Here is a 22,720-nt window from a genome sequence, read left to right as displayed (position 1 = left end):
TTTATTCTGTTTATAGAATGTAAGTTCGGGTGAAGGGGTGCGAAAATATGGCAACCATCATAAGCAGCATTGGCCTAAAGGGAATAGAAGGATATTGTGTTCATGCCGAAGTGCAGATGATGTTGGGGTGCGGGTCCGGGATCACCATTGTCGGGTTGCCGGATGCTTCGGTGAAAGAATCTAAGGAACGAATACGGGGTGCATGTTCATCGATTGGATGTATGCTGTTCCAAAGCAAAACGATTGTCAATCTTTCCCCGGCAGACGAGCGGAAAAACAGTCCTGCACTTGATCTGCCCATTGCAATCGGGCTGATGGCAGAAAACCACTTTTTTCATGCCAGAATTCCTGATCATACTGCCTTTTTGGGCGCGCTCTCACTGGACGGGTCTGTTCAGGCAGTGGCTGGGATGCTTCCGTATGTGATGGCAGCAAGGGGATTAGGCATGAAAAGATTGTATTTGCCAGCCTCTGCGGAACTTCCCTTTTCACAAATGGACGGGATGGATATTATATTTGTCCAGCATTTAAAGGACGTACTCGATTCATTGTCCGGAAAGAAGCTGCCGCCTGTCCGGAAAAAGAGGCAGCTGCAACCAGATGAGTATTCATTCGAAGCAGATTTCAGCATGATTCTTGGGCACCGGCATGCGAAAAAAGTACTGGAGATTGCCGCCGCCGGAAGCCACAATGTTTTAATGTACGGCCCGCCCGGAAGCGGAAAAAGTATGCTGGCTGAGGCTTTTCCTTCGATTTTGCCGCCGCTTTCGGAAACGTCTTCTTTTGAAGTGGCGGGACTCTATCAGCTTGCAAACGTGAAAAGGGGATTTCACCGGAAACCGCCGTTTCGCGCGCCGCATCACGCTTCATCTGCAGTTTCACTCGTCGGTGGGGGTTCCCGGCCGCATCCGGGTGAAATTTCATTAGCCCATCACGGGGTGCTGTTTCTCGATGAAATGGCCGAGTTTCCAAAAAGAACGCTTGATATGCTCAGGCAGCCGCTTGAAAATGGGAAAGTAACCATTAGCAGAGCCGCTTCCACGGTGACTTACCCTGCCCGGTTTATTATGCTTGCGGCCATGAACTTGTGCCCATGCGGTTATCTCGGGTCGCCCCATGCGTATTGCACATGCACGCCAAAACAAATTCAAGCTTATCAAAACCGGATTTCCGGACCGCTGTTAGACCGCTTTGACATATTTTTGCCAGTCGGGACAGTACCGTTACTGGAAGAGTCCGGGAAAATAAACGAAACTTCAGAACAGATCCGAACCCGCGTCACGGAAGCAAGGAAAAGGCAGTACGAAAGGTACGGGGCGGAAGTTTGTAACGGTACAGTGCCAAACGAAATCTTTCTACAAAAAAATCCGCTCGCAAACAGCAGCAGTTTAATGCTCAGGCAGTGGGCAAGCAAGGAAAACTTCAGCAGCCGGGCACAAATGAAAATTCTCAGGCTGGCAAGGACGATTTCAGATTTGCAAGGCAGCCGGGAGCTGTCAGAAGACGCGCTCTGGCAGGCATTGCAAATGAAAAGAAATCATCTTTTTGGAAAAAGAAAGGTGGATGCATATGCAACTTATAATGGAAGAAAAAGCGGAGTATTTGCCGCACGACCGCTTGTTTAAAGAACTTATCCAAACTTTTTTTGCAGATTTCATGGAAGCCTTTTTCCCGGAAGTAGCGCGGTGGATGGACTTTTCTGATGTGGAATTCCTCCAGCAGGATCTGTTTACAGACATCACAGCTGGTGAACAACGCAGAATTGATATTTTGGCAAAATTGAAATTAAAAGGGGAAGACACGGTTGTCCTCATCCATGTGGAACCGCAGTCTTATTATCAAATGGAATTTCCGGAACGGATGTTTATTTACTATTCCCGCATTTATGAAAAATATCGCTTGCCGGTTTTGCCAATTGCTGTTTTCAGTTATAATAAACGCAGGGAAACTCCTTCTCTTTTCACCGTAAGAATCCGCAACTTTGAGTCCATCCGTTTTCGTTATATGTCCATACACTTAATCAGGAAAAACTGGAAAGAATATATTCGAAGCAACAATCCCGTTGCGGCTGCACTGCTCAGCAAAATGGGGTATACAAAAAAAGAAAAAGTACAGGTAAAAGTAGAGTTCTTAAGAATGATGGCCCGCATGGAACTCGACCCGGCAAGAATGGCACTAATCTATGGATTTTTTGATTCTTATTTTAAATTAACGGATAAGGAGGATGAACTTGTGATGTCAAGCATTAAAAATCTGGATCCGCAAGAAGCCGACCAAATCCTGCGCCTGCCAAATTCCTTTTACGACAAAGGGTACAAAAAAGGGAAGGAAGAAGGAAAAGAAGAAGGAAAAGAAGAAGGAAAGGAAGAAGGATTGAAAGAGGGGTTGAAAGAAGGGGAAAGGAGAGCGGCATTAAGGATTGCCAAAAGAATGCTGGAAGAGAACCAGGATCTGGCATCAATCGCAAAATACACCGGGCTGGCAGAGGAAGAATTGAAAAAGCTGAAACAGAGCGGAGCAACCAGACTTAGGTGTGATCAATAAATACACTGGGTTGCCGGAAGAAGAAATTCAAAATTTTAAAATAGAACCGAGCAATCGGCTGCAATCGCATAAATTGTGAGCATCCGTGGAAAACTAGCCGCATCACTTCAATAAGGATGTGGAGAGAGTGGAAAAAGAGAACGGACGTGTTGAGCCGACACTTGCGACTGGCCTTGACGACCAGGAAGAGCTCGACCAAAAAGCAACGCCGGAAGAAATAGCAAAAGGTGAATATACGAAAGTGGTCAGATTGTCTCTGGATGAAGCAGATCCAAGTAAGGGTGAAGATTAATATGGCATCGAATTTTTTGGCAGGCCTAATTGCCTCCATAACCGCATTTTAAATGGCGATCCCGTATGAAAGTCCGCTATGGCGGCCATTTCTATTGCAAGTGATGCAAACAGAAAAGGCGGAAACTTTGAAAAAATGGTGCAACAAACGGATTGCATTTAAGCAGGGTGAAGGCGGCCTTGTTCCGGGGCCGCCCGTGCCAATCATTTGATATCAGCCTTTTCAGCCGTGAGCTGTTCGATTGTTTCCATTGCTTTTGCAATTTGCGCCTTCGTAAAGCTGCCAAGCAGGCGAAAGGATTCTTCGGGTTTTGCGGCATATGCTGCGACTTTTTCAATGGCCGCGCCATGATTTTCCGTCACATGCAGTGTATCCAGATTATAAGGAAAACCGAGTTTTTGATACAACGGAAGCAGTTTTTTCACTTCATTGATATCGCCTGTTGCCGCTAATTGGACAAGGATGCCGTAAGCCACTTTGGAACCGTGCAGAATGGAATGCGTTTCCGGCAGGAAGGACAGCCCGTTATGGATGGCGTGGGCCCCAGCCATTCTTCCGTATTCGCCGGCAAAGCCGCCGACTGTCCCGGCCGCGCCAATTATAATTTCAACTATATTGCGGAAAGCGTCGGTTATCTTCCCTTCGTTTCGGTCGTGTAATGCCTGCTCACTGTCGCGCAAGATCCCTTCATAAATCGCTTTTGCGGAGCGGAGGCCGAGTTCGACCATCACCGGCAAATGTTTCATGGAACGGGTGATGCCTTCTGCTTCATACCATTTGGCTAAAGAATCGCCAATTCCGCCCAGCAAATATTCGGCCGGTGCGTTCAGGAGAATACGCAAATCGATCAGGGTTAAAAAGGCGGAACGTTTGTAATAAGCGACATGACTGAATGAGCCGTCTTCATGATAAACAGCGGATAAAGGCGTATAACCGGCACACGTTCCGGCTAGCGTTGGAACGAGCACGACTTCACAGTTGAGCAGTTCTGCTGTTCCCTTTGCTGTATCGAGCACTTTGCCGCCGCCAATCCCGACGATGACATCTGCACGGCCTGCCTGTTCCGCCAGTTCTGCCATGTTTTTCTCACTTGCGGTATGATCGTACTGGAGCACCGGCCAGTTTTGCGGTACTGACGCAAATTCCTGAAATGCTTCGAATGATTTTACCCCAGTAATGACAACCGGATGCCTGAATTCTTCCAGCTTTTCTTCCAAATATTTGGCTGCTTCTTCTTCACATATGTATTGGTTTGGGCCGCTTCTTATGACTTGGCTGAGACGCATCTTACAGAACCTCCGTGATGTAAAAAATTTGATGTATGTCCAGCTTACGCCTAAATAAATTATATTTCAATAATTTTTTTATAAATGTCATAAGTACAAACTCTATTTTTTACAGATACTGGTTATCAAGAAATCTTTTGGTATAGAAACTTAACTAAGTATTGCAGCTCCATTGATTAGTCAAGTTTGGATAACGGAGTACGTGATTGAGATTACTTTATACATATAAGACAGATGTGCTTAATCAACAAAACAACGACTGACTAATGCAGCCGTTGTTTAATAAATTATTTTTGTATGGATTGAGAAAAGTTAAATTTTTTATGCTCAGCTTGTTGTCTGAGATCAATCTCAATTTGCTCAAGGCTTTTTCCTTTTGTCTCGGATACTTTTCGGGTTACAAAGATGAACGCCAGAACACCCATAATGCCATATATAATAAACATGGTTGAAATGCCAAATTGTTCAATCAATTTAGGAAAAGTTAAGGAGACAATTAAGTTTGCAAGCCAGTTTGTAACACTGCCAATCCCCATGCCTATGCCGCGAATTTTAAGCGGAAAGATTTCAGAGAGCATCACCCATACGACCGGTCCCCAGCTGAGGGAGAAAAATGCAATGTAAACAGCCAGGCAAATCACCGTTGTCCAACTGGCAGCAGTTGACGGGCCAAGTAAAGCGTTTACAATCCCCAGTACAAATAAGGCAAGAGACATACCGGCATTACCGATTAATAAAAGTGGTTTTCTACCAACTTTATCGATGATAAGAACTGCAATAGCTGTAATGATCACGTTAACAATCCCGATGCCTACTGTACCCAGAATAGCTGCAGATGCTCCTAGCCCGACGTTTGTAAAAGTGGTAGGTGCGTAATATAGAACGGTATTGCAGCCAATGATCTGTTGAAAGACTGCCAATCCTATGCCGGCAATTAATGCTGGCCGCACCCACGCTTGTTTTACTTCACTAAAACCGCCCTGATTTTTTTCAAGTTCGTTTGCTTGCTTGATCTCACGTATTTCTTCTTCAACGCCGTGCCCTTTTCTCATATAATTGAGAATCGTTCTTGCTTCAGGTTCTTTTCCCTGTTTCAAAAGCCAACGTGGGCTTTCTGGTAAAAAAAGCATACCGATTAACATCAGCAAACCCGGGATCAGCGCAAAACCGAGCATCCAGCGCCAGCTTCCTGTAGCAGCAAAAACATAGTTAATGATATAAGCCAATAAAATACCTGTCATGATCATCAGTTGATTCAAACTGGACAATGCACCGCGGATTGAAGTTGGTGCCATTTCTGATAAATACATTGGAACAAGGGTAGAGGCACTTCCGACTGCCAGGCCCAATATGACCCGGAAAAGAATTAAAACACCAGTATTTGGTGCCAACGCGGTACCTAATGCTCCAATACAGAAAACAGATGCTGCGATGAGAACGACTTTTTTTCTTCCCCATCTGTCAGACATTGCTCCGCTAATTGCGGCACCGATCATACAGCCAAACAGAATGGAGCTGACGACAATTCCTTCTGTCCAGGAAGTCAGGTGTAAATCATTTTTGATAAAAAGAAGGGCGCCGGAAATTACACCGGTATCATATCCAAATAATAATCCGCCCAAAGCGCCAAAAAAGTAAATCAAGCCATTATTGATTTTAAATTTCATCTGTTTTCCCTCCAAACCGCGATTCGTTTACTCTTCTTAAATCAAACAACTGGTGATTGATCGCGACGGTGTGCGGATAAACATCTTTATAAACCTGGTAAAAATCCCGGTAACGCTTCACGTTTTTCGGTATCGGCTCAAATGTCCGGCCTGTCCGGATAAAGGCGGCTGCACAATCTTTGAGGGAAGAGAACCATCCTAATCCGCTTGCTGCAATCATGGCGGCGCCCATCCCAGGACCTTGTTCATTCTGAAGTTTGATGACTTTTGCTTGAAAAATATCAGCCTGAATTTGCAGCCACAGGTCACTTTTCGCACCGCCGCCGATGGATATCACGGTATCGATGTTCTTGCCATAGTTTCGAAAAATTTCAACGCTTTCATTGATAGAGAAGGCAATACCTTCCATCACTGCACGGGTAAAATCCCGCCTGGTATGTGAGCTGTCAATTCCTGTAAAAGTGCCGCGGATTTTTGCATCAGCATAGGGCGTTCTTTCCCCGGCAATAAACGGTGTGAAAAGCAGCCCGTTTGCCCCGATCGAAGAATGCGCGGCTTCTTCCAGCAATGTTGCAAAATCTTCGCCTTTTGCGAATGTATCCTTAAACCAGGACAGACTGTATCCGGCGGCAAGTGTAACGCCCATTGTATAGTAAGCATCTTTCTGTCCATGATTAAAAAGATGCACTTTGCCGCCAAAGTTTTTATTGCTGTCTGATTCATATGAAAGGAATACACCGGATGTGCCAATGCTGCAAAGTGCTTTGCCTTCTTCTAAAATGCCGGCGCCGATCGCACCGCAGGCATTGTCCGCCCCACCGGCAAACACTTTGGTCGCAGGAGAAAGGCCGCACGTCGCAGCGATGTCCGGCAATAATGTGCCGACTTCTGCTTCCGTCTCAACAAGCGGCGGGCAAATATCGGCCGGGATGTCAAATGTGCGCAAAATATCCGTGCTCCATGATTGATTGACGATATCTAACAACAGAGTGCCCGCTGCATCCGAGTAATCCATGCCAATCGTTCCGGTTAACCGGTAACGAAGATAATCTTTTGGCAGGAGAAAGACACGCGTTTTCCGGAAATTTTCCGGTTCGTACTGCTGGACCCAAAGTATCTTCGGAAGTGTGAACCCTTCTAAGGCCGGATTTTTTGTAATTTCCAGCAGCTTGCCACCCAGTACTTGATCGATTTTTTTGCATTGTTCAGTTGTTCTTGTGTCGTTCCAAAGAATAGCATTGCGGATGACTTGCAGATTTTCGTCCAGCAGCACAAGCCCGTGCATTTGGCCAGAAAAACTGAGCCCTTCAATTTCATCGCGGGGTACCCCGGATTTTTCCGTTAGTTCTTTCAAAGCTTGAATCGTTTTTTCGACCCACTGTTCCGGATCCTGTTCGCTGTAACCCGGGTGCGGCTGCATTAACGGATAGGATTTAGAAACAGATGAAACCACCTGTCCGTTTTGGTCAACAAGTAATACTTTAACAGAACTTGTCCCAAGATCGACACCGATTGCATATTTCATCTTAATCTCCCCATTGAATAAACCGGCCGGCCTTCATCCAGGCAGGCCGGTTCGGAATTTTATGCATTTACACTTTGATAGGCTTCTTGCACAATATAATGGTTCAGCGTATTTTTCAGTTGTTCCAGGCGGCCAGATTGGTTTATAATTTCTTTTTTATCAAGAATATAATTTTCAAGTGATTTAAAATCAGCTTTGCCGGAAACGATATCGGCGCCGATGCCTTCTTTATAACTGCTGTACCGTTCTTCGATAAAGGCATCAAATACCCGGTCTTCAATCAGCCGGTTCGCTACTTTTAATCCAAGGGCAAAGCTGTCCATACCGGCAATATGGGCATAAAACAGATCTTCATCTGTGAACGAGGCGCGGCGTGTTTTCGCATCAAAGTTCAATCCGCCCCTGCCAAGGCCGCCGTTTTTCAATACTTCATACATCGCAAGCGTGGTGGAATAGAGATCTGTCGGGAATTCATCTGTATCCCAGCCGAGCAGCGGATCACCCTGGTTCGCATCCAAAGAGCCAAGCAAGCCGTGGGTACGCGCAACCCGGATTTCATGTTCAAACGTATGGCCGGCCAAAGTGGCATGATTTGCTTCAAGATTCAGCTTGAAGTGTTGATCCAAATCGTAAGTTTTTAAGAATGCAATAGTCGTAGCAGCATCAAAATCATATTGATGTTTTGTCGGTTCTTTCGGTTTCGGCTCAAGCAAGAACTGAGCATCAAATCCGATTTCTTTCGCGTAATCAACGGCCATATGGAAGAACCGTGCCAGGTTGTCCTGTTCCAGCTTCAAATCTGTATTTAACAAAGTTTCATAGCCTTCCCGGCCGCCCCAAAATACATAGTTTTCAGCGCCCAGTTCTTTCCCGACTTCAAGCCCTTTTTTCACTTGGGCGGCTGCGTACGCGAAAACATCTGCGTTGCAAGAGCTAGCTGCACCGTGGACAAAACGTGGATTTGTGAACATATTGGCTGTATTCCATAAGAGTTTTACTTTGCTTGTTTTCATATAATCTTTAATCATGGCAACGATGACGTCCAGATTTTTATTTGTTTCCCTTAATGTATCGCCTTCAGGAGCAATATCGCGGTCATGAAAGCAGAAATAAGGGTTACCTAGTTTTTCAAAAAATTCAAATGCTGCTTCTACTCTTGCTTTGGCAAGATCCATGCCTGTGAAGCGATCCCACGGGCGGATCTTGGAGCCTGCGCCAAACGGATCGGTACCGCTTTCAGTAAAGGTGTGCCAGAATGCGACTGAGAATCGAAGCTGTTCTTCCATCGTTTTTCCACCAACGAGTTCTTTCGGATTGTAATGATTAAATGAAAGACCGCTTTTCAATTGTTTGCCAGAATAAGTGATTTTGCTGACATTTGGAAAATATGCCATCATTGTCCCCTCCTATCATTCATTGCAAGCGTATACATAGGGCCCTAGAAAAATAGCACTTTGTTTGTTTAACGGTTAAACTAAGTACATGTTCATAGTAGCACGGTCTTTTAAAAAAAACAACCAATTTTTAAGAAAAATTTTTGATATAATGATAAAAACCGATAATGTTTGTTTAGTGCCTTTACGAATGGAGAGATATTACAACATGCACATAGCGGACCAAAGTTTTATTAAAAATCAAAACCAGCGGGTGATTTTGAACGAGTTGATGAAACATGAGCAAATTTCCCGTGCCAAATTAGCAAAAATTACGAAATTAAATAAAGCAACGATTTCTTCCCAGGTATCGTTTTTGATAGAAAAGAAGCTTGTGAAAGAAGTGGGCACTGGCTTGTCGAGCGGTGGAAGAAAGCCGGTTATGCTAGTATTTAATGAAAAAGCCGGTTATGCTATTGGCGTGGATATTGGTGTGACATATATTTTAACAGTGCTTACTGATTTGGACGGAAACATGATTTACAGTGATTACTGTGAAATTGAAGATCCTTCTTTTGAGATGATAAAGCCGGTAATTATTGAAAGAATCCGGCTTGTTGCAAGTAAAGTGTCGTCTTCCCCGTACGGTATTATTGGCATTGGCGCGGGCGTTCACGGATTTGTCGATATGCAACAGAATGTGCTGTTTACACCGAATTCCGGCTGGCGGGATGTGGATTTAAAAGGCTTGCTGCAAACCCATTTTGATTGTCCTGTTTTGGTGGACAATGAGGCAAATGCCGGGGCATACGGCGAAAAATTGTTTGGCATCTTGAAAGGATGCAAAAATGGCATATATGTCAGTATTGGCATTGGTATTGGGCTTGGTATCATTGTTAATGATGAACTGTATCGCGGAAAAGAAGGCTTTTCCGGTGAAATGGGGCATATGTCGATTGACTTTAACGGCAGGCAGTGCGGCTGCGGCAATAAAGGTTGCTGGGAACTTTATGCATCCGAAAAAGCTTTTTATGATCAACTGTGCTTAGTAAAAAACAAACGCCGGATTACTTTGGAAGAAGTGACGAATTGGGTAAAGGAAAATGATGGTGAAACACTACGGGAATTGGATAAGCTGGGGTACTTTTTAGGAATCGGCCTTACGAATATTATCAATACCTTTAACCCCGAGGCGATTGTGCTTCGCAGTAATTTAATTCAGGAAAACCCGACCATTTTAAATTCTATACAAAGTACGATTGCATCCAGAGTGTCAAAATATGTCCGGCAGAACCATCGAATTTATTTGTCGCAGTTGCATCGGAATGCGACAGCAGTTGGGGCTGCGGCTTTTATTGTCCATCATTTTTTGATGGAGTCGGAAGAGCTTTACGGGAATTAAGGATGCTGCAGGTAACCTGGTGTTCATGTTAAAGCTAGGCCATAAAAGAAAAAGATGCGGAGCGCCCACGTGCAAACCACCAAAAAGACAAAAAGGGGCTCTCTGGACCCCTGAGTCTAAGCATGCATCAATCCGAAACCAGCATCATCAAAGTTTTAACATCCGCTCTAACGCCAAAACCGCATCCCGCGCTGTGTTTTCCTCTACTTTGATCACGTTTGTTTCTTTGCCCTCGATGATATTTTCCAGTGACCATAAAAGATGGGGCAGGTCGATCCGGTTCATGGTCAGGCACGGGCACATGACCGGATTTAACGAAATAATCTTTTTATCCGGATGATTTTTGATCAGGCGCTGCACCAGGTTCATTTCAGTGCCAATTGCCCAGGCGCTCCCGGCCGGCGCGTTTTCAATCGTATCAATGATGTATTTTGTGGAGCCGCTGAAATCTGACAGGGCAACCACTTCATGCGCACATTCCGGATGGACAATGATTTGCATATCCGGATATTTCGCGCGCACGAATTCGATATTTTTGATGGTAAAGTGCTCGTGCACGGAGCAGTGCCCTTTCCATAAAATGACTTTCACATTTTCCAGCGCGCCTTCGTAGATAAGTTCGTTCCGGATCGGGTCCCAGACTGCCATATCTGTGAGTTCCACGCCCAAATCAACTGCAGTGTTCCGGCCGAGATGCTGGTCTGGTAAAAAGAAAACCCGTTTTTTCTGGGTGAAGGCCCACTTGACCATTTTTTTCGCATTTGAAGAGGTAACGGTTGCCCCGCCGTTGCGCCCGACAAATGCTTTTATCGCTGCTGTGGAGTTGACATAGGTAAGGGGCAGCATCGTATCCCCGAACAAAGATTGCAACATATCCCATGCCCGTTCCGTCTGGTGGATGTCGGCCATGTCTGCCATCGAGCAGCCTGCGCGCATGTCGGGGAGAATGACAGTTTGTTCCGCTGATGTTAAAATATCCGCCGTTTCTGCCATAAAATGTACACCGCAAAACACAATATATTTGGCATTGCGGTTTTTTGCCGAAATTTGCGCGAGCTGCAGCGAATCACCGGCTGCATCAGCAAACTGGTATACTTCTTCACGCTGGTAGTGGTGGCACGGGAGGAAAAGTTTCGCGCCCATTTCTTTTTTGATGTCCCAAACCCGGTTTTCCATTTCTTCTTGCGCAAGGGACTGATATTTTTCCGGCAAAGCCGTAAGTTGTAACGTTTTCAGCAGGCTCATAAAGCAACCTCCTTCGTATTTTCCACGATTGCACTGATATCAAGTATTTGATAGGAATGGGTCAAAAATCCGAGCGAGATCCAATCGACGCCGGTTTCAGCATAGCTCCGGATATTTTCCATTGTGATGCCGCCTGATGCTTCCGTCGCAATATGGGGCGGCACGAGCGGCAGCCATTCGCAGACTTCTTCCGGTGTGCGGTTGTCAAACATGATGATGTCGGCACCGGCACGGACAGCCTCAAGCAGATGGTCCTTTGTTTCAATTTCGACTTCAATTTTTACGGTATGCCCGATGGATGCTTTCACTGTTTCCACGGCTTTTGTGATGCTGCCGGCAAATGCGATATGGTTGTCTTTCAGCATGACACAGTCGTACAGCCCGCGCCGGTGGTTGAATCCGCCGCCTGCTTTAACGGCGGATTTTTCAAGCATCCGGAGGCCAGGGGTTGTCTTTCTTGTATCGCAAATCTTTGCATGGGTGCCTTTCGTCTCACGGACTGCAGCGTTTGTTGTTGTTGCAATGCCCGACATGCGCTGGACGAGATTCAGGATTACCCGCTCTCCGGAAAGGAGGCTTACAATGGGCCCGTGGATTTCTGCAATGACCGTACCTTTTTCAATCCAGGCACCGTCCCGGGGGAAAATGCGGGGTCTCACCGTACTGTCCAGGATACGGAAACCTTCTTCTATCACATCTTTCCCACAGAAAATCCCGTTTTGCTTTGCAATGAACGTTAATTTGCCCGGCTGATCCGGCGAAAAAATATATTCCGTATTGATATCGCCTTCCCCAATGTCTTCCATGAAAAAATCTTTAAGCATGGATTGAAGTTTGAGCTTGTTCATAAAGTCCCCTCCTTGCGATCAAGCCTTTGTTTTTTGCATGAATGAGATGGATACCCTGCCAGTCGCTGCTTTCATCCGGGTAATCGGCGCGGATATGGGCACCACGCGATTCTTTCCGGAAAAGCGCCGATTGTGTGATGAAAAAGCTGTTGGTAAACATAAAGACTTTTTCTATTTCTTCCTTTGTAAGATGGTCGAGTGAAAAAGCGGAAAACGTATCAGCCCCGCGTGCTTCGAGCCACCGCAAAAGATGCCGCAACCCGGTTTCCGTACGGATCACACCGGCATTTTCCATCATTTTTTCCTTCAATGCTGCGGTGTCTAGCCGGCGGGCAATTTCCGGATTTAAAGGAGGGCGGGCGATTTCTGCTGTTTCGCCGCCCGATGCTTCAGGTTCCAATGCATTTAAAAACGCTGCGAGCCGTTTGCCAAATACGAGCCCTTCCAAAAGCGAATTGCTGGCGAGCCGATTTGCACCGTGTACGCCGCTTGCCGCGGCTTCCCCGATGGCATACAGCCCGTTTACCGTTGTTCTGCCATATGTATCCACTACGATGCCGCCCATAAAGAAATGGCTGCCCGGGACAACAGGCAACAGGCCGGAATGGATATCAATGCCGCTTTCCCGGCAAATCCGGGAAATGGTCGGGAACCTTTTTTCAAAGTGTTTGATTTTACGGATGTCCAGAAAAACTTTCTTTCCGCTATGAATCGTTTGATGAATTTGGTGGGCGACCACATGCCTGGGTGCCAGGTCTTTTAACGGGTGGACACCCGCCATGACAGGCGATCCGTTTTCGTCCACGAGTACTGCACCTTCTCCGCGGACGGCTTCGGACACAAGGCCTTTCGCGCAGCCTTCCGCATACAATAATGTCGGGTGAAACTGGACGAACTCCATATCTGCAAGTTCCGCGCCGGCCCGGTATGCCATTTGAATCCCGTCGCCGATGATTTCCGGGTGGTTCGAGGTAAAAGGATACAAGCTCCCTAGCCCGCCGGTTGCGATTACGGTATGATCGGAAAAATAACGGCGGATTTTACCGGCGGCCGTTTTTGTTTTTACACCGGTTACGCGTCCTGTTTCTGCGGATACGATTAGTTCAAACGCCAGCTCATGTTCGATCATCCGGACGTTTTTTCCAAGTTGCCCGAGAAGATGTTGAATGACAAATTTGCCGGTTGCATCGCCGCCGCAATGGAGAATACGGTGCACTGTATGGGCGCCTTCAAGCCCTAAATCAAGCCCGCCGTCCGGCCGCCTGTCTACGGGAAGCCCGCTTTTTATGAGTGCTTCCGCTACAGCCGCACCCTCTTTCACCAATTTTTCCACTTCTTTTTCATCATGGTGCCGGCAGCCCGCCCGGATCGTGTCTTTCACATGCAATTCAAAACGGTCTTCCGGCGAGAGGACGGCTGCGATCCCGCCTTGTGCTTTGTAGGAATTGCTCGTTTTTACCTGCGCCTTTGTGATGATCGTCACTTCGTAGCGGCTGCCCAAGTGCACGGCCAACTGTAAGGCGGCAATCCCGCTTCCCAAGATACATATTTTTTCTGTCATCGGTCTCCCTACTTTACATCTGTCTTGACACCTATCTTTGCACAAAATTAAACTGAATACAAGTACTTTTTAGGAGGCTAGCTATGTTTTATTTTGATTATGCGGCAACGACAAAAATGAGTGAACGGGCACGGGAGACGTTTATGGAAGCGGCCGAATCTTTTTACGGAAACAGTGAAAGCCTGCATGACATCGGGACGGATGCGCGGGCGGTTCTTGAAAAATCGCGGGACTTGATCAGCAGCTATCTCGGCATACCGGCTGAAGGGCTGTATTTTACTTCAGGCGGGACGGAGGGGAATTTATTGGCGATTGTTTCGCTTGCAATGGGAGCTTCCGGAAGGGGAAAACATATCATTTCGTCGATGGCGGAGCATGCGTCCGTCCATTCGGCGCTCGGGTTTTTGGAAAGGCTGGGATTTGAAGTGACAAGGCTCCCGTTTACAGAAAAAGGGACGGTGGATGTTAAGAAGCTTGAAGCGGCGATCCGGCCGGACACGGTGCTCGTTTCGGTTCAGCATATTAACCAGGAAATCGGCACCATCCAGCCTATTGAGGAAATTTCCCGGATGGTAAGAAGGCGGGGGATCCTGCTTCATTCCGATTGTGTGCAGTCATTTGGCAAGGCCGATGTAGCGCGCATGATCCCTTACGTCGACAGCATCACCCTCTCTTCACACAAAATTCACGGGCCAAAAGGGGTCGGAGCAGTGTACATTCACCCCTCTTGTGTCATGGCGCCTGTTTTTCCGCATTTATCCCATGAAAAGGGGTTCCGCGGCGGGACGGTGAATGTGCCCGGCATTGCCGGATTTGCTGCCGCTGTCGAGGAAATTTTGATAGAAAGTGAGCGGGACTGGGAATACCGGACTGCATTAAAAGAGGCAACCGGCGGGGCGGTTGTTTTTATAGAAGGGGAACGGGCGATGCAGCTTCCTTCCATCGTCGGCTGTATGATTACAGGCGTTCAGGGGCAGCTTGTTTTATTGGAGTGTAACAAAGCGGGATTCGCGATTTCAACCGGGAGCGCCTGCCAGGAACATCATGAAGGCGGGAGCAAAGCGGTTGAAGCCATGGGATACCCGAAGGAAGCGGCTGATCAGTTTTTTAGAATTTCTTTTGGGCGCCACACAACAAAAGAGGAGATCTTTTCACTCGGAGAAAGATTGAAACAGATTGCGGCTGTGCACCGTGTCGGAACCGCGAGATGAAATCTATTTGCCCGCTGAACAAACATTGAGTGACTTATGGTTCAAGCAGTTGGTAATGTGGAAAGAGGGTATATGGAAGAACATGTATGGGTAGAATTTTACTTGAAGGGATAGATGAGTGGAAAAAATGGGAAGACACGCTGTTACTTAATTTTGCTGTTGACAGCTTCCCCGGTGTGGTGATATATTTACCTCGAATAGGTCAAGAAGCTCGGAAACTTAACCAAAAAGGGATATGGTAAGACCGTCAGTCGGAGGCGGTGTCTTTCAGTGTTGTGAGGTGCTTAGCAATCGAAGCTAAGTACAAGAGAATCAGAAAAGGCGTCAGCATCGAAGCTGGCGCCTTTAGTATGTCAAAGGGGGAAACCAAATGTGAAGAGAGTGATGGTCTTTATTGATGGCAATAATTTCGAAGCGGCTCTTACTGCCTTGTACGGGTCTCAGCAGAGGCTGGACTATTTAAAGTTGGCAGAATACGTGGCTGCCCGGAGAGATGGGATCCTTCAGCGCATTTATTATTACACAGCAGTCGGAAGTTTGGATAAAGAAAAAGCGGCAGCAACGAAATTATTTATTGATCATTTAAACAAAAAGGTTCCAAAATGTATCGCGAAACTGGGTTATTTAAGTGTTGTGGGAATAAATGCGCTAGGCAAGCCAATTTTTACAGAAAAAGGAACAGATGTAAATATAGCGGTAGATTTGGTGTCACTTGCTTTTAATAACGGTTATGATGAGGCAATTTTATTCAGTGCTGATACGGATTACGAAGCAGCCATTAAAATGGCCAGAAGTTTGGGGAAAAATGTGGTTGCCGGTGTCGTAGATCAACAAAAAGCGGGTTATATGAAGGATCTTTGTGATGAGTATATTACTTTAAAAAAAGAAGACTTTAATCAGTGCATGCGTTAATGAAAAAGTAAAGCTGCCCGGAGTCCGAGCCTCAAGGCAGCCAATGATGCGCTTGGCTGTATAGTTCGAATCTGTACAGCCTTCTAATCATGAGTATGAACGGACAACACTGGTTCATACCCATTTTCTTTCGACATTTTTATTCCCATTTGAAAGAATGAAAAAACCTGTCTGCCATGCCATCCGTGTGGGAATCGCTTTATGGATTAAAATACGCGTGGTTTCCGCCATAAGAGGAATAGCTTCCTAAAGGGCACAACTTTTAATATACATAATATCTGAATTTTTTTAAAAGGGAACAAAAAGTTTCCTGCTTGTCTGTTTAAGCATGCGCCGAAGTGGGGAAAGGTATTTTGCAAAATGTACAGAAGCGCCAAAGTGCATTTGACTTCATTGAAAGTTTGGATATATTATAAATTAGAAATTTTTCCATCATGGAAGCTTCAAAAAATATCATGCAAAGAAAACTGGATAAAAAAATTTTGCTTATACATCCTAAAAGATAGCAATACCCGCCGGACATCCCGGGAAAAATACGGGTGTAGCGGGAAGAAACACGCTGGCACTTAAATATAGCCTGATTTCGAATGATCTATTTTGCGAATTTGCGTTGATGCTGGTACGGTGAGCAGCAGCAGGAATGTTTTTATTCTCTATCATATAAGAAATGAGAGGTGGGTATGATGGACTTAAGTCCGAAAGAAATTGCGGATGTAGCAATTGAAAAAGGAATAGCGAAAGCGAACAGCTCGTTTTTGTCGATGGTGGTGCTTGGTTTTTTGGGCGGGGCTTTTATTGCAATCGGTTATTTGGCTTATATCCGGGTGACCGGCACGATGCCAGCGAGCTGGGGCAGTTTTGACACATTTATGGGTGCCGCAGTGTTCCCGACCGGTCTGATCTTGATTTTGGTTGGCGGCGGCGAGCTTGTCACCGGCAATATGATGGCCGTCAGCATGGCCTGTTTTGACAAAAAGATTAACATCCTGCAGCTTATCTGGAACTGGTTGTGGATCACCATTTTTAACCTGATCGGTGCGCTATTTGTGGCCTACTTTTTCGGGCATTTTATCGGCCTGACAGAGGGGGATTTTTTGGCGAAAACAGTTCACACGGCAGAAATGAAGACAAGCGCGCCTTTTTGGCAGGCATTTGTCTCCGGGATCGGTTGTAACTGGCTTGTCAGCATGGCCGTCTGGCTTTGCTACGGCGCCAAAACGTTTGCAGGCAAAATCCTCGGCATCTGGTTTCCGATCATGGCTTTTGTGCTAATCGGGTTCCAGCACGTTGTTGCTAATATGTTCATTATTCCGGCCGCTATTTTTGCGGGGCATCTTTCATGGATGTTATTTTTGAAAAATATCATTGCCGTTTTCCTCGGGAATGCGGCAGGCGCAGTTGTGTTTGTCAGCATGCTCTACTTTATCGCATATAAAAAAGAAGGGGTTCAAAAGACAGACACTGCACTTTGAAACGGAGGGCTTCTCACAAAATGGGAAGCCTCCCTTTTTTGGCTTTCGGTAAAAACAGAATCGCTTTTTCAGCCATTGCAGAAAAGGATGCAAATTTGAATAGGCTACGCAGAATGGGAGTGAGTCAGCAAGAATGCAAATATCTGATAGAAAAAGCAGCAAAAACTTTGTACCCCGCCTGGTTCTAACGGAGAAAGAGCCATTACCAAGCCCTTCGTAATAATGGGTATCACAGTGCTTCCCGAGCAAAGCTCCACTTGCTTCCGCTCCCTATTCACACAAATTTTGCATGATTCTACAAATTTCCGCAAAGGATTGATATAATAGATACATAGTTTTATCTCAGACATTGGATCTTATTTGGAAAAACAACCTGTTCATAAATTGCAGATTGATGCTGGGTACATTGTCCTATGGATATCTTTACGGATTCCGGTTTGCAAGGGGATATCCATTTAAAAAACAAATCTATCGCGGTGGAACCAGGGGGAAGAGGATGAGCAAACTACTACATACGACTGCAGCAAAAAAAGCACTGGCTAAAGTTGAAAGGGTGGCTGAAAAGGTAAGGCAGGTTTGGGATTCGCAAAAGTCCATTGAAGAACAGGCCGATTCCATTCGTTCCCTGCTTGATCAGGAACTTGCGCGGGATGAATACTTTGTGATTGTGGATGAAAACGGTGTGGGTTATATCCATACGAACCGCCTCCGGGAAGGAACCATTTTTAATGACAAAGTGGGGCTGGCTGCTGCCAGTACCAATACTGGCCTATTACAGATGTACCCAAGAGATACGGGGGAAGTGCTCACTGATGCCTCGTGCCCGCTTTTGACTGGCCCAAATGGAAAGCGCTTTAATTTGCGGATGGGCAGGCTTGTTCATCAGCCGTTTATCGGTCTCCTTTTTGGGGGGATAGCGGTGGTGTCGAGCGTAGCAGCATCATTGGCCGCCTATTTTTTTCATCAAGACCTGGTGGAAACAGGCAGTGTGTTCGGAATTACCCTTATCGTCAGTCTTATGCTTAGTTTGGTCGCCTATTTGATCATCACTCATCAGCTGCGACATTGGTATGCGGTTACAAGAAAAATTTCATCGGGGGACTTGAGCGCAATGGTGAAGACAGTAGGGCTGCGCAATGAGTTCCATCAAATCGGCTATGAAATAAATAAAATCATTTTAGGGATCCGGGCAATGATCCGTGACTTTAAAAATGGAAGCGAAACAGTGGAACAGATAAGCAAGGAACAAGAAATGGAATTGCAGCACATTTCCGCAGCTTTTGAACAAATCTCTGCAGCCGTCCAAACTTTTCGGAGCGGCGCTGAGATTCAGGGCAACTCGGTTGGAAATGCGAATGAGATGGTGGAAAAGATGATGGAAAAGGTATGGGAAATGCAGGAAGAAGCGGAGAATGCTGTTGCCGGGGCGGATGAAGCACTGAGGGATGCAAGTAAGGGAGAACAGGCTGTACAATTGGCGAAAAACCAAATGAAGGCGATTCAGGATGAGGCTTCAAATACAGCGTCTAATATCCGTTTGGTAGCCGAAGAAGCGAAAACGGTCATGGAAAAGGTGTCGGCCATTACGGAAATTTCCAAGCAAACGAATATGCTGGCACTTAATGCCTCGATTGAAGCGGCACGGGCTGGCGAGGTCGGAAACGGTTTTGCGATTGTCGCCAATGAGGTGAGAAAACTGGCGGAAGGGACAAATGTATTCGAACATATCATGTCCTCTATGAAAAAAACAAGGGAAGATTTAGAAGCAGCTGTTGCGCAGGTTGAACATAATGTAAAGGCGATCGATAAGGGAATGGAGATTGTTTCGCAAACCGGTGAGACCATTATGCAATTAACAAAGAGCGCCGTCCGGACCCAAGACATGGTCATCCATAATCGCAAGTCTGTTCAAAACATCACGGAGGAGGGGGAAAAGCTTCAGGAAATGATAAAAGAAATAAAAACGATTACGGAAGATTTCACCAAAACAGTGGCTGAAACGAACGCCAGCATGGAAATTCAGGTGGAAGGCGTAAATTCGATCGCTCAGAATGCAACACAGCTGGCATCGGAAGCCAAGCATCTTAACCGCATTGTGAAAAGATTTCGGGATGGAAAAGACATTTTTTAAAAAGGGGACGCCCATTTCGCAAGCGCGACGTGGACGCCCATTCTGAAAATAGGGGGAGTGATTTTCATTTTTTACGGATGCATTCATTGCGGTAGGGGTGTTCCTCCTAAAAAGAACCCTAAACCAAGCCTTAATTAAGATAACTTAAGAAACGGGTTATAAAAGCGGCTGCCGTTGTGAAAGGTGACAAGCAGTGAAGCAACCAAGATGGCCAAACAGACAGCCATTGTTGCATAGTCCTTTAACTGAAAAGGGCGTGCACTGTACCAGGTGCGTTTTTTATTTTTTCCGAAGCCGCGTAGTTCCATCGCGTTGCTGATGGTTTCGATTTTATCAAGGCTCGACAAGATGAGCGGAATCAGGATGGTTGCCGCATTTTTTATCCGTTTCGGCAGCTTTTCTTTGCGTGACATATCTAAGCCTCTTGCCTGCTGGGAAAGGGCGATATTGTGAAAGTCCCGCTGAATATCGGGAATATAGCGGAGCGCTAGGGCAACCGCAAATGAAATCCGGTAGCTGATCCCGATTTTATTGAGCGATGCAGCAAACTCGCTTGGATGCGTCGTTACAATAAACAGAAGTGCGGCTGGAATGACCGTGAAATATTTGAGTGTAATGTTAAACTGGTAAAAAAGCTGTTCCCACGTGATATTGTACCGGCCGGCAATCGAGAACAGCACATGGCTTGTCCCGTAAATTTTTACACCCTGTCCTGGCGAAAAAATATAAATCGCAATGTTATTCAAAAGCAGAAAAGCCAAGATAAAAAGCAAAATAAATAATACTTCCCGGATCTTGATGCGTGAAATGTAAAAAATAACAAGGCTTAAAAGAAAAAGGAAAAGAAGCACACGTGTATCATAGGTAAGCATGGCAGCAAAAGACCACATCAAAAAGAGAATCAATTTTGTCGCACCAGTCAATTCATGGACGGGGGATTTCCGCTCGATATAAGACAGCATTTCGGTTGCCATTTGTCTGTAGCCCCCTTTCGTACGTGATAAAGCGTTCCGTGAAACTTTCCGGGTTCAAATGTAGCCGGTTTGCAAGCGCATAGAGGGATGTCTCTTTTAAATTGGCACGTCGGATTATATCAGGATGAGTTAAAATTCCGGCAGCCGAACCGTCGGCAATTTTTTCTCCGTCTGCAAGTACAATGGCGCGCGGCGTATACTCCAGCATGAGGTGCATGTCATGGGTGATGAAGAGAATTGTGATGCCTTTTTTGTTCAGTTCCACCAAAAACTCCATGATTTCATGGTAATGCATATAATCCTGGCCGGCAGTTGGTTCATCGAGAATCAAAATATCCGGTTCCAGTACGAGAATAGAAGCAATGGTCACCCTTTTTTTCTGTCCGAAGCTGAGCGCGGAAACAGGCCAATTCCGAAAAGGGTAAAGACCGCAAAGCCGCATGGCATTTTCTGTGCGTTTTTTGATCTCTTCCGGGGCAATTCCCCGGTTGGCCAGACCAAGCGCAATTTCATCGAAAATCATATGTTTTGAGATCATCTGGTTCGGGTTTTGCATGACCATGCCAATCCGAAGCGACCGTTCTTTAATGGTGTCGTTTGTGACGTCTTTCCCTTTGTAAAAAATTTTTCCGGAAGAAGGTTGTTCAAAGCCGCAGATCAGACGTGACAATGTTGATTTTCCTGCACCATTTTTCCCGACAATGCTTACCATTTCCCCTTTTTGGATGGTGAAAGAAAGGTTTTTGAGCACAGGCTGCCCGGGTTTATACGAAAAAGACAAATGATGGATTTCAAGCACCGGCTCTGTTTCGATGCGGGCAACCGGCTTTTTGGCATGTTTATACCAGTTTAAAAGGGCGTCTTTGCACCGGCTGAGTTGAAATGTATCCAGGTGGGCCGGATGCATTTCAGGTGTAATGCGGCAGCCGGCATATTTTGCAGCTTTGACATAAAGCGGCTCCCGGATATGGCACGTTTCCAGCACGGAAGAAGAAAGCAATTCATCCGGCGTACAATCGCTGATCATGTTGCCTTCATCCATCACAATGACTCGGTCTATTTTTTCAGCCAGTACATCCTCAAGCCGGTGTTCAATGATTATGACGGTCACGTTTGCTTTTTTTCGGATGTCCGAAATAAGCTGAATGGCTTGCTTTCCGGTTGCCGGGTCGAGATTTGCGAGCGGTTCATCAAACAAAAGAATTCCTGTATGGTCCACCATTACACCAGCAAGAGACACTTTCTGCTTTTGGCCGCCTGATAATTCATGTACATGTGCTGAAAGCTTGTTTTCAATACCGACTGTCCGAGCTGCTTTATCAACGGCATCATGCATGTCACGGAGCGCGAGACCCTCATTTTCCAGGGCAAAAGCGATGTCCTCGCCGACGGTTAAGCCAATGAACTGTCCGTCCGGATCCTGTAGCACTGTCCCGACTAATTTGGATATGGAGAAAATGTCCATATCTTTTGTTTCTTTTCCGTTTATCTTTAGACTTCCGGATACTTCGCCTTTATATGAAAAAGGAATGAGACCGTTAATGCAGTGGCCAAGTGTGCTCTTCCCCGACCCGGACTGCCCGAGGATCAGCACGCTTTCCCCCTCATAAATCGTTAAATTGATATCATGCAGGGTAGGGGTGGCCTGACTTCTGTATTGAAACGTATAATTCTGGAATTCAATGACGGGCTTTTTCATCTTTTCCTCCCGGTATTCTATCATTCTTTTCGGAGACTACCGCTTTTGCTTCTCGTTTTCGCGTAAGCAGCAATCAGCAATGTTCCGATAATCCCGACTGTCACCATGTTGGACACACCCGCGACAATGCCTTGTAAAAATACTTTATTGGCAGGTTCCGCATAGATAAGGATGTCGAGCAAAGGGGCAACAAGAAACCATCCGATTGCTTGGGCAATGACTTGTACGATATTAAACAGAAAAATCTTTTTGCCGTTTAGAATGCCGGATTCGATGTCTATTTTTTTCGAAACAAGGCCGAATAAGAAGCCGACAAGGGTAGAAACGATCACCCAGCTCCACCAGATAGACCCGTAAGAAATGGCATCCTTTAAGGCATGCCCGATCAAGCCAATCAGGGCGCCTGCAACTGGGCCGTATACAATCGACATAAGGGCAAGAAAAGCATAAGACGTTTCAATGGTCGTATTCGGGATGCCGGTCGGGATGGAAACAAACCTGCCCAAAATAATAAAAACGGCAGCGCCAATCCCGATTGCAACAATTGTGACGATCGATCTTCTGTTTGATTGCATGTC

At 46.0% G+C, this 22,720-nt stretch carries 19 protein-coding genes; 9 read left to right on the top strand and 10 right to left on the bottom strand.

The genetic code is table 11. The features are described 5' to 3' along the window. Positions 1-47 precede the first annotated feature (47 nt). From BCOA_RS21025 to BCOA_RS35265, 3 genes are all read left to right on the top strand, one after another. On the top strand, positions 48-1,625 hold the full coding sequence (locus BCOA_RS21025) for a YifB family Mg chelatase-like AAA ATPase (protein WP_014096121.1): 1,578 nt from the start codon (positions 48-50) through the stop codon (positions 1,623-1,625). Continuing rightward, the gene (locus BCOA_RS21020; RefSeq protein WP_014096120.1) at positions 1,570-2,544 is read left to right on the top strand and encodes an Rpn family recombination-promoting nuclease/putative transposase; all 975 of its coding nucleotides are present in this window, start codon (positions 1,570-1,572) and stop codon (positions 2,542-2,544) included. The genes BCOA_RS21025 and BCOA_RS21020 overlap by 56 nt, the downstream gene beginning before the upstream one ends. A gap of 127 nt (positions 2,545-2,671) precedes the next feature. Then, the gene (locus tag BCOA_RS35265; protein ID WP_013858399.1) at positions 2,672-2,836 is read left to right on the top strand and encodes a hypothetical protein; all 165 of its coding nucleotides are present in this window, start codon (positions 2,672-2,674) and stop codon (positions 2,834-2,836) included. 203 nt (positions 2,837-3,039) lie between these two features. Here BCOA_RS35265 and BCOA_RS21015 read toward each other — a convergent pair whose 3' ends face one another. From BCOA_RS21015 to xylA, 4 genes are all read right to left on the bottom strand, one after another. Next, complete coding sequence (locus tag BCOA_RS21015) at positions 3,040-4,122, bottom strand: iron-containing alcohol dehydrogenase family protein (RefSeq protein ID WP_014096119.1); 1,083 nt, start codon at positions 4,120-4,122, stop codon at positions 3,040-3,042. Between the two features lie 287 nt (positions 4,123-4,409). After that, positions 4,410-5,789 carry a sugar porter family MFS transporter gene (locus BCOA_RS21010; protein WP_014096118.1) on the bottom strand — a complete coding sequence of 460 codons (1,380 nt, stop codon included), beginning with the start codon at positions 5,787-5,789 and terminating at the stop codon, positions 4,410-4,412. Then, a complete protein-coding gene (xylB, locus tag BCOA_RS21005) occupies positions 5,779-7,314 on the bottom strand; it encodes a xylulokinase (RefSeq protein ID WP_014096117.1) in 1,536 nt (511 codons plus the stop codon). Before xylB ends, BCOA_RS21010 begins: the two co-directional genes overlap by 11 nt. A gap of 59 nt (positions 7,315-7,373) precedes the next feature. Further along, positions 7,374-8,708 carry a xylose isomerase gene (gene xylA / locus BCOA_RS21000; RefSeq protein ID WP_026104657.1) on the bottom strand — a complete coding sequence of 445 codons (1,335 nt, stop codon included), beginning with the start codon at positions 8,706-8,708 and terminating at the stop codon, positions 7,374-7,376. A gap of 208 nt (positions 8,709-8,916) precedes the next feature. Between xylA and BCOA_RS20995 the strand changes: the two genes are divergently transcribed. Beyond that, positions 8,917-10,089, top strand: a complete 1,173-nt coding sequence (locus tag BCOA_RS20995) for an ROK family transcriptional regulator (protein WP_014096115.1) — start codon at positions 8,917-8,919, stop codon at positions 10,087-10,089. 147 nt (positions 10,090-10,236) lie between these two features. Here the strand turns inward: BCOA_RS20995 and nadA are convergent, their stop codons facing one another. From nadA to nadB, 3 genes are read right to left on the bottom strand one after another with little or no spacing between them, the layout of a single operon-like run. Further along, positions 10,237-11,334 (bottom strand): quinolinate synthase NadA, encoded by a 1,098-nt coding sequence (gene nadA, locus BCOA_RS20990; protein ID WP_014096114.1) that lies wholly within the window; start codon positions 11,332-11,334, stop codon positions 10,237-10,239. Next, positions 11,331-12,182, bottom strand: coding sequence for a carboxylating nicotinate-nucleotide diphosphorylase (gene nadC / locus BCOA_RS20985; protein ID WP_014096113.1), 852 nt, complete (start codon positions 12,180-12,182; stop codon positions 11,331-11,333). The genes nadA and nadC overlap by 4 nt, the downstream gene beginning before the upstream one ends. Then, positions 12,151-13,743, bottom strand: a complete 1,593-nt coding sequence (nadB, locus tag BCOA_RS20980) for an L-aspartate oxidase (protein ID WP_014096112.1) — start codon at positions 13,741-13,743, stop codon at positions 12,151-12,153. Before nadB ends, nadC begins: the two co-directional genes overlap by 32 nt. Positions 13,744-13,826: 83 nt before the next feature. Between nadB and BCOA_RS20975 the strand changes: the two genes are divergently transcribed. From BCOA_RS20975 to BCOA_RS20960, 5 genes are all read left to right on the top strand, one after another. Beyond that, the gene (locus BCOA_RS20975) at positions 13,827-14,954 is read left to right on the top strand and encodes an IscS subfamily cysteine desulfurase (protein ID WP_014096111.1); all 1,128 of its coding nucleotides are present in this window, start codon (positions 13,827-13,829) and stop codon (positions 14,952-14,954) included. Between the two features lie 86 nt (positions 14,955-15,040). Further along, positions 15,041-15,196 (top strand): hypothetical protein, encoded by a 156-nt coding sequence (locus tag BCOA_RS35260; protein WP_187287743.1) that lies wholly within the window; start codon positions 15,041-15,043, stop codon positions 15,194-15,196. Positions 15,197-15,326: 130 nt separating this feature from the next. Beyond that, complete coding sequence (locus BCOA_RS20970; protein ID WP_014096110.1) at positions 15,327-15,866, top strand: NYN domain-containing protein; 540 nt, start codon at positions 15,327-15,329, stop codon at positions 15,864-15,866. A gap of 683 nt (positions 15,867-16,549) precedes the next feature. Next, the gene (locus tag BCOA_RS20965; RefSeq protein WP_014096109.1) at positions 16,550-17,338 is read left to right on the top strand and encodes a formate/nitrite transporter family protein; all 789 of its coding nucleotides are present in this window, start codon (positions 16,550-16,552) and stop codon (positions 17,336-17,338) included. A gap of 496 nt (positions 17,339-17,834) precedes the next feature. Continuing rightward, positions 17,835-19,469 carry a methyl-accepting chemotaxis protein gene (locus BCOA_RS20960; protein WP_014096107.1) on the top strand — a complete coding sequence of 545 codons (1,635 nt, stop codon included), beginning with the start codon at positions 17,835-17,837 and terminating at the stop codon, positions 19,467-19,469. A gap of 134 nt (positions 19,470-19,603) precedes the next feature. Here BCOA_RS20960 and BCOA_RS20955 read toward each other — a convergent pair whose 3' ends face one another. From BCOA_RS20955 to BCOA_RS20945, 3 genes are read right to left on the bottom strand one after another with little or no spacing between them, the layout of a single operon-like run. After that, positions 19,604-20,443, bottom strand: a complete 840-nt coding sequence (locus BCOA_RS20955; protein ID WP_014096106.1) for an energy-coupling factor transporter transmembrane component T family protein — start codon at positions 20,441-20,443, stop codon at positions 19,604-19,606. After that, complete coding sequence (locus tag BCOA_RS20950) at positions 20,394-22,142, bottom strand: ABC transporter ATP-binding protein (protein WP_014096105.1); 1,749 nt, start codon at positions 22,140-22,142, stop codon at positions 20,394-20,396. Before BCOA_RS20950 ends, BCOA_RS20955 begins: the two co-directional genes overlap by 50 nt. A 20-nt stretch (positions 22,143-22,162) precedes the next feature. Further along, positions 22,163-22,717 (bottom strand): ECF-type riboflavin transporter substrate-binding protein, encoded by a 555-nt coding sequence (locus BCOA_RS20945; protein WP_014096104.1) that lies wholly within the window; start codon positions 22,715-22,717, stop codon positions 22,163-22,165. Positions 22,718-22,720 lie beyond the last annotated feature (3 nt).

Source organism: Heyndrickxia coagulans 36D1, from assembly GCF_000169195.2.
Classification (GTDB): Bacteria; Bacillota; Bacilli; order Bacillales; family Bacillaceae_C; genus Weizmannia; species Weizmannia faecalis.
The sequence above is the reverse complement of the archived record's forward strand: the minus strand, read 5'-3'. Positions and strand labels throughout refer to the sequence as shown.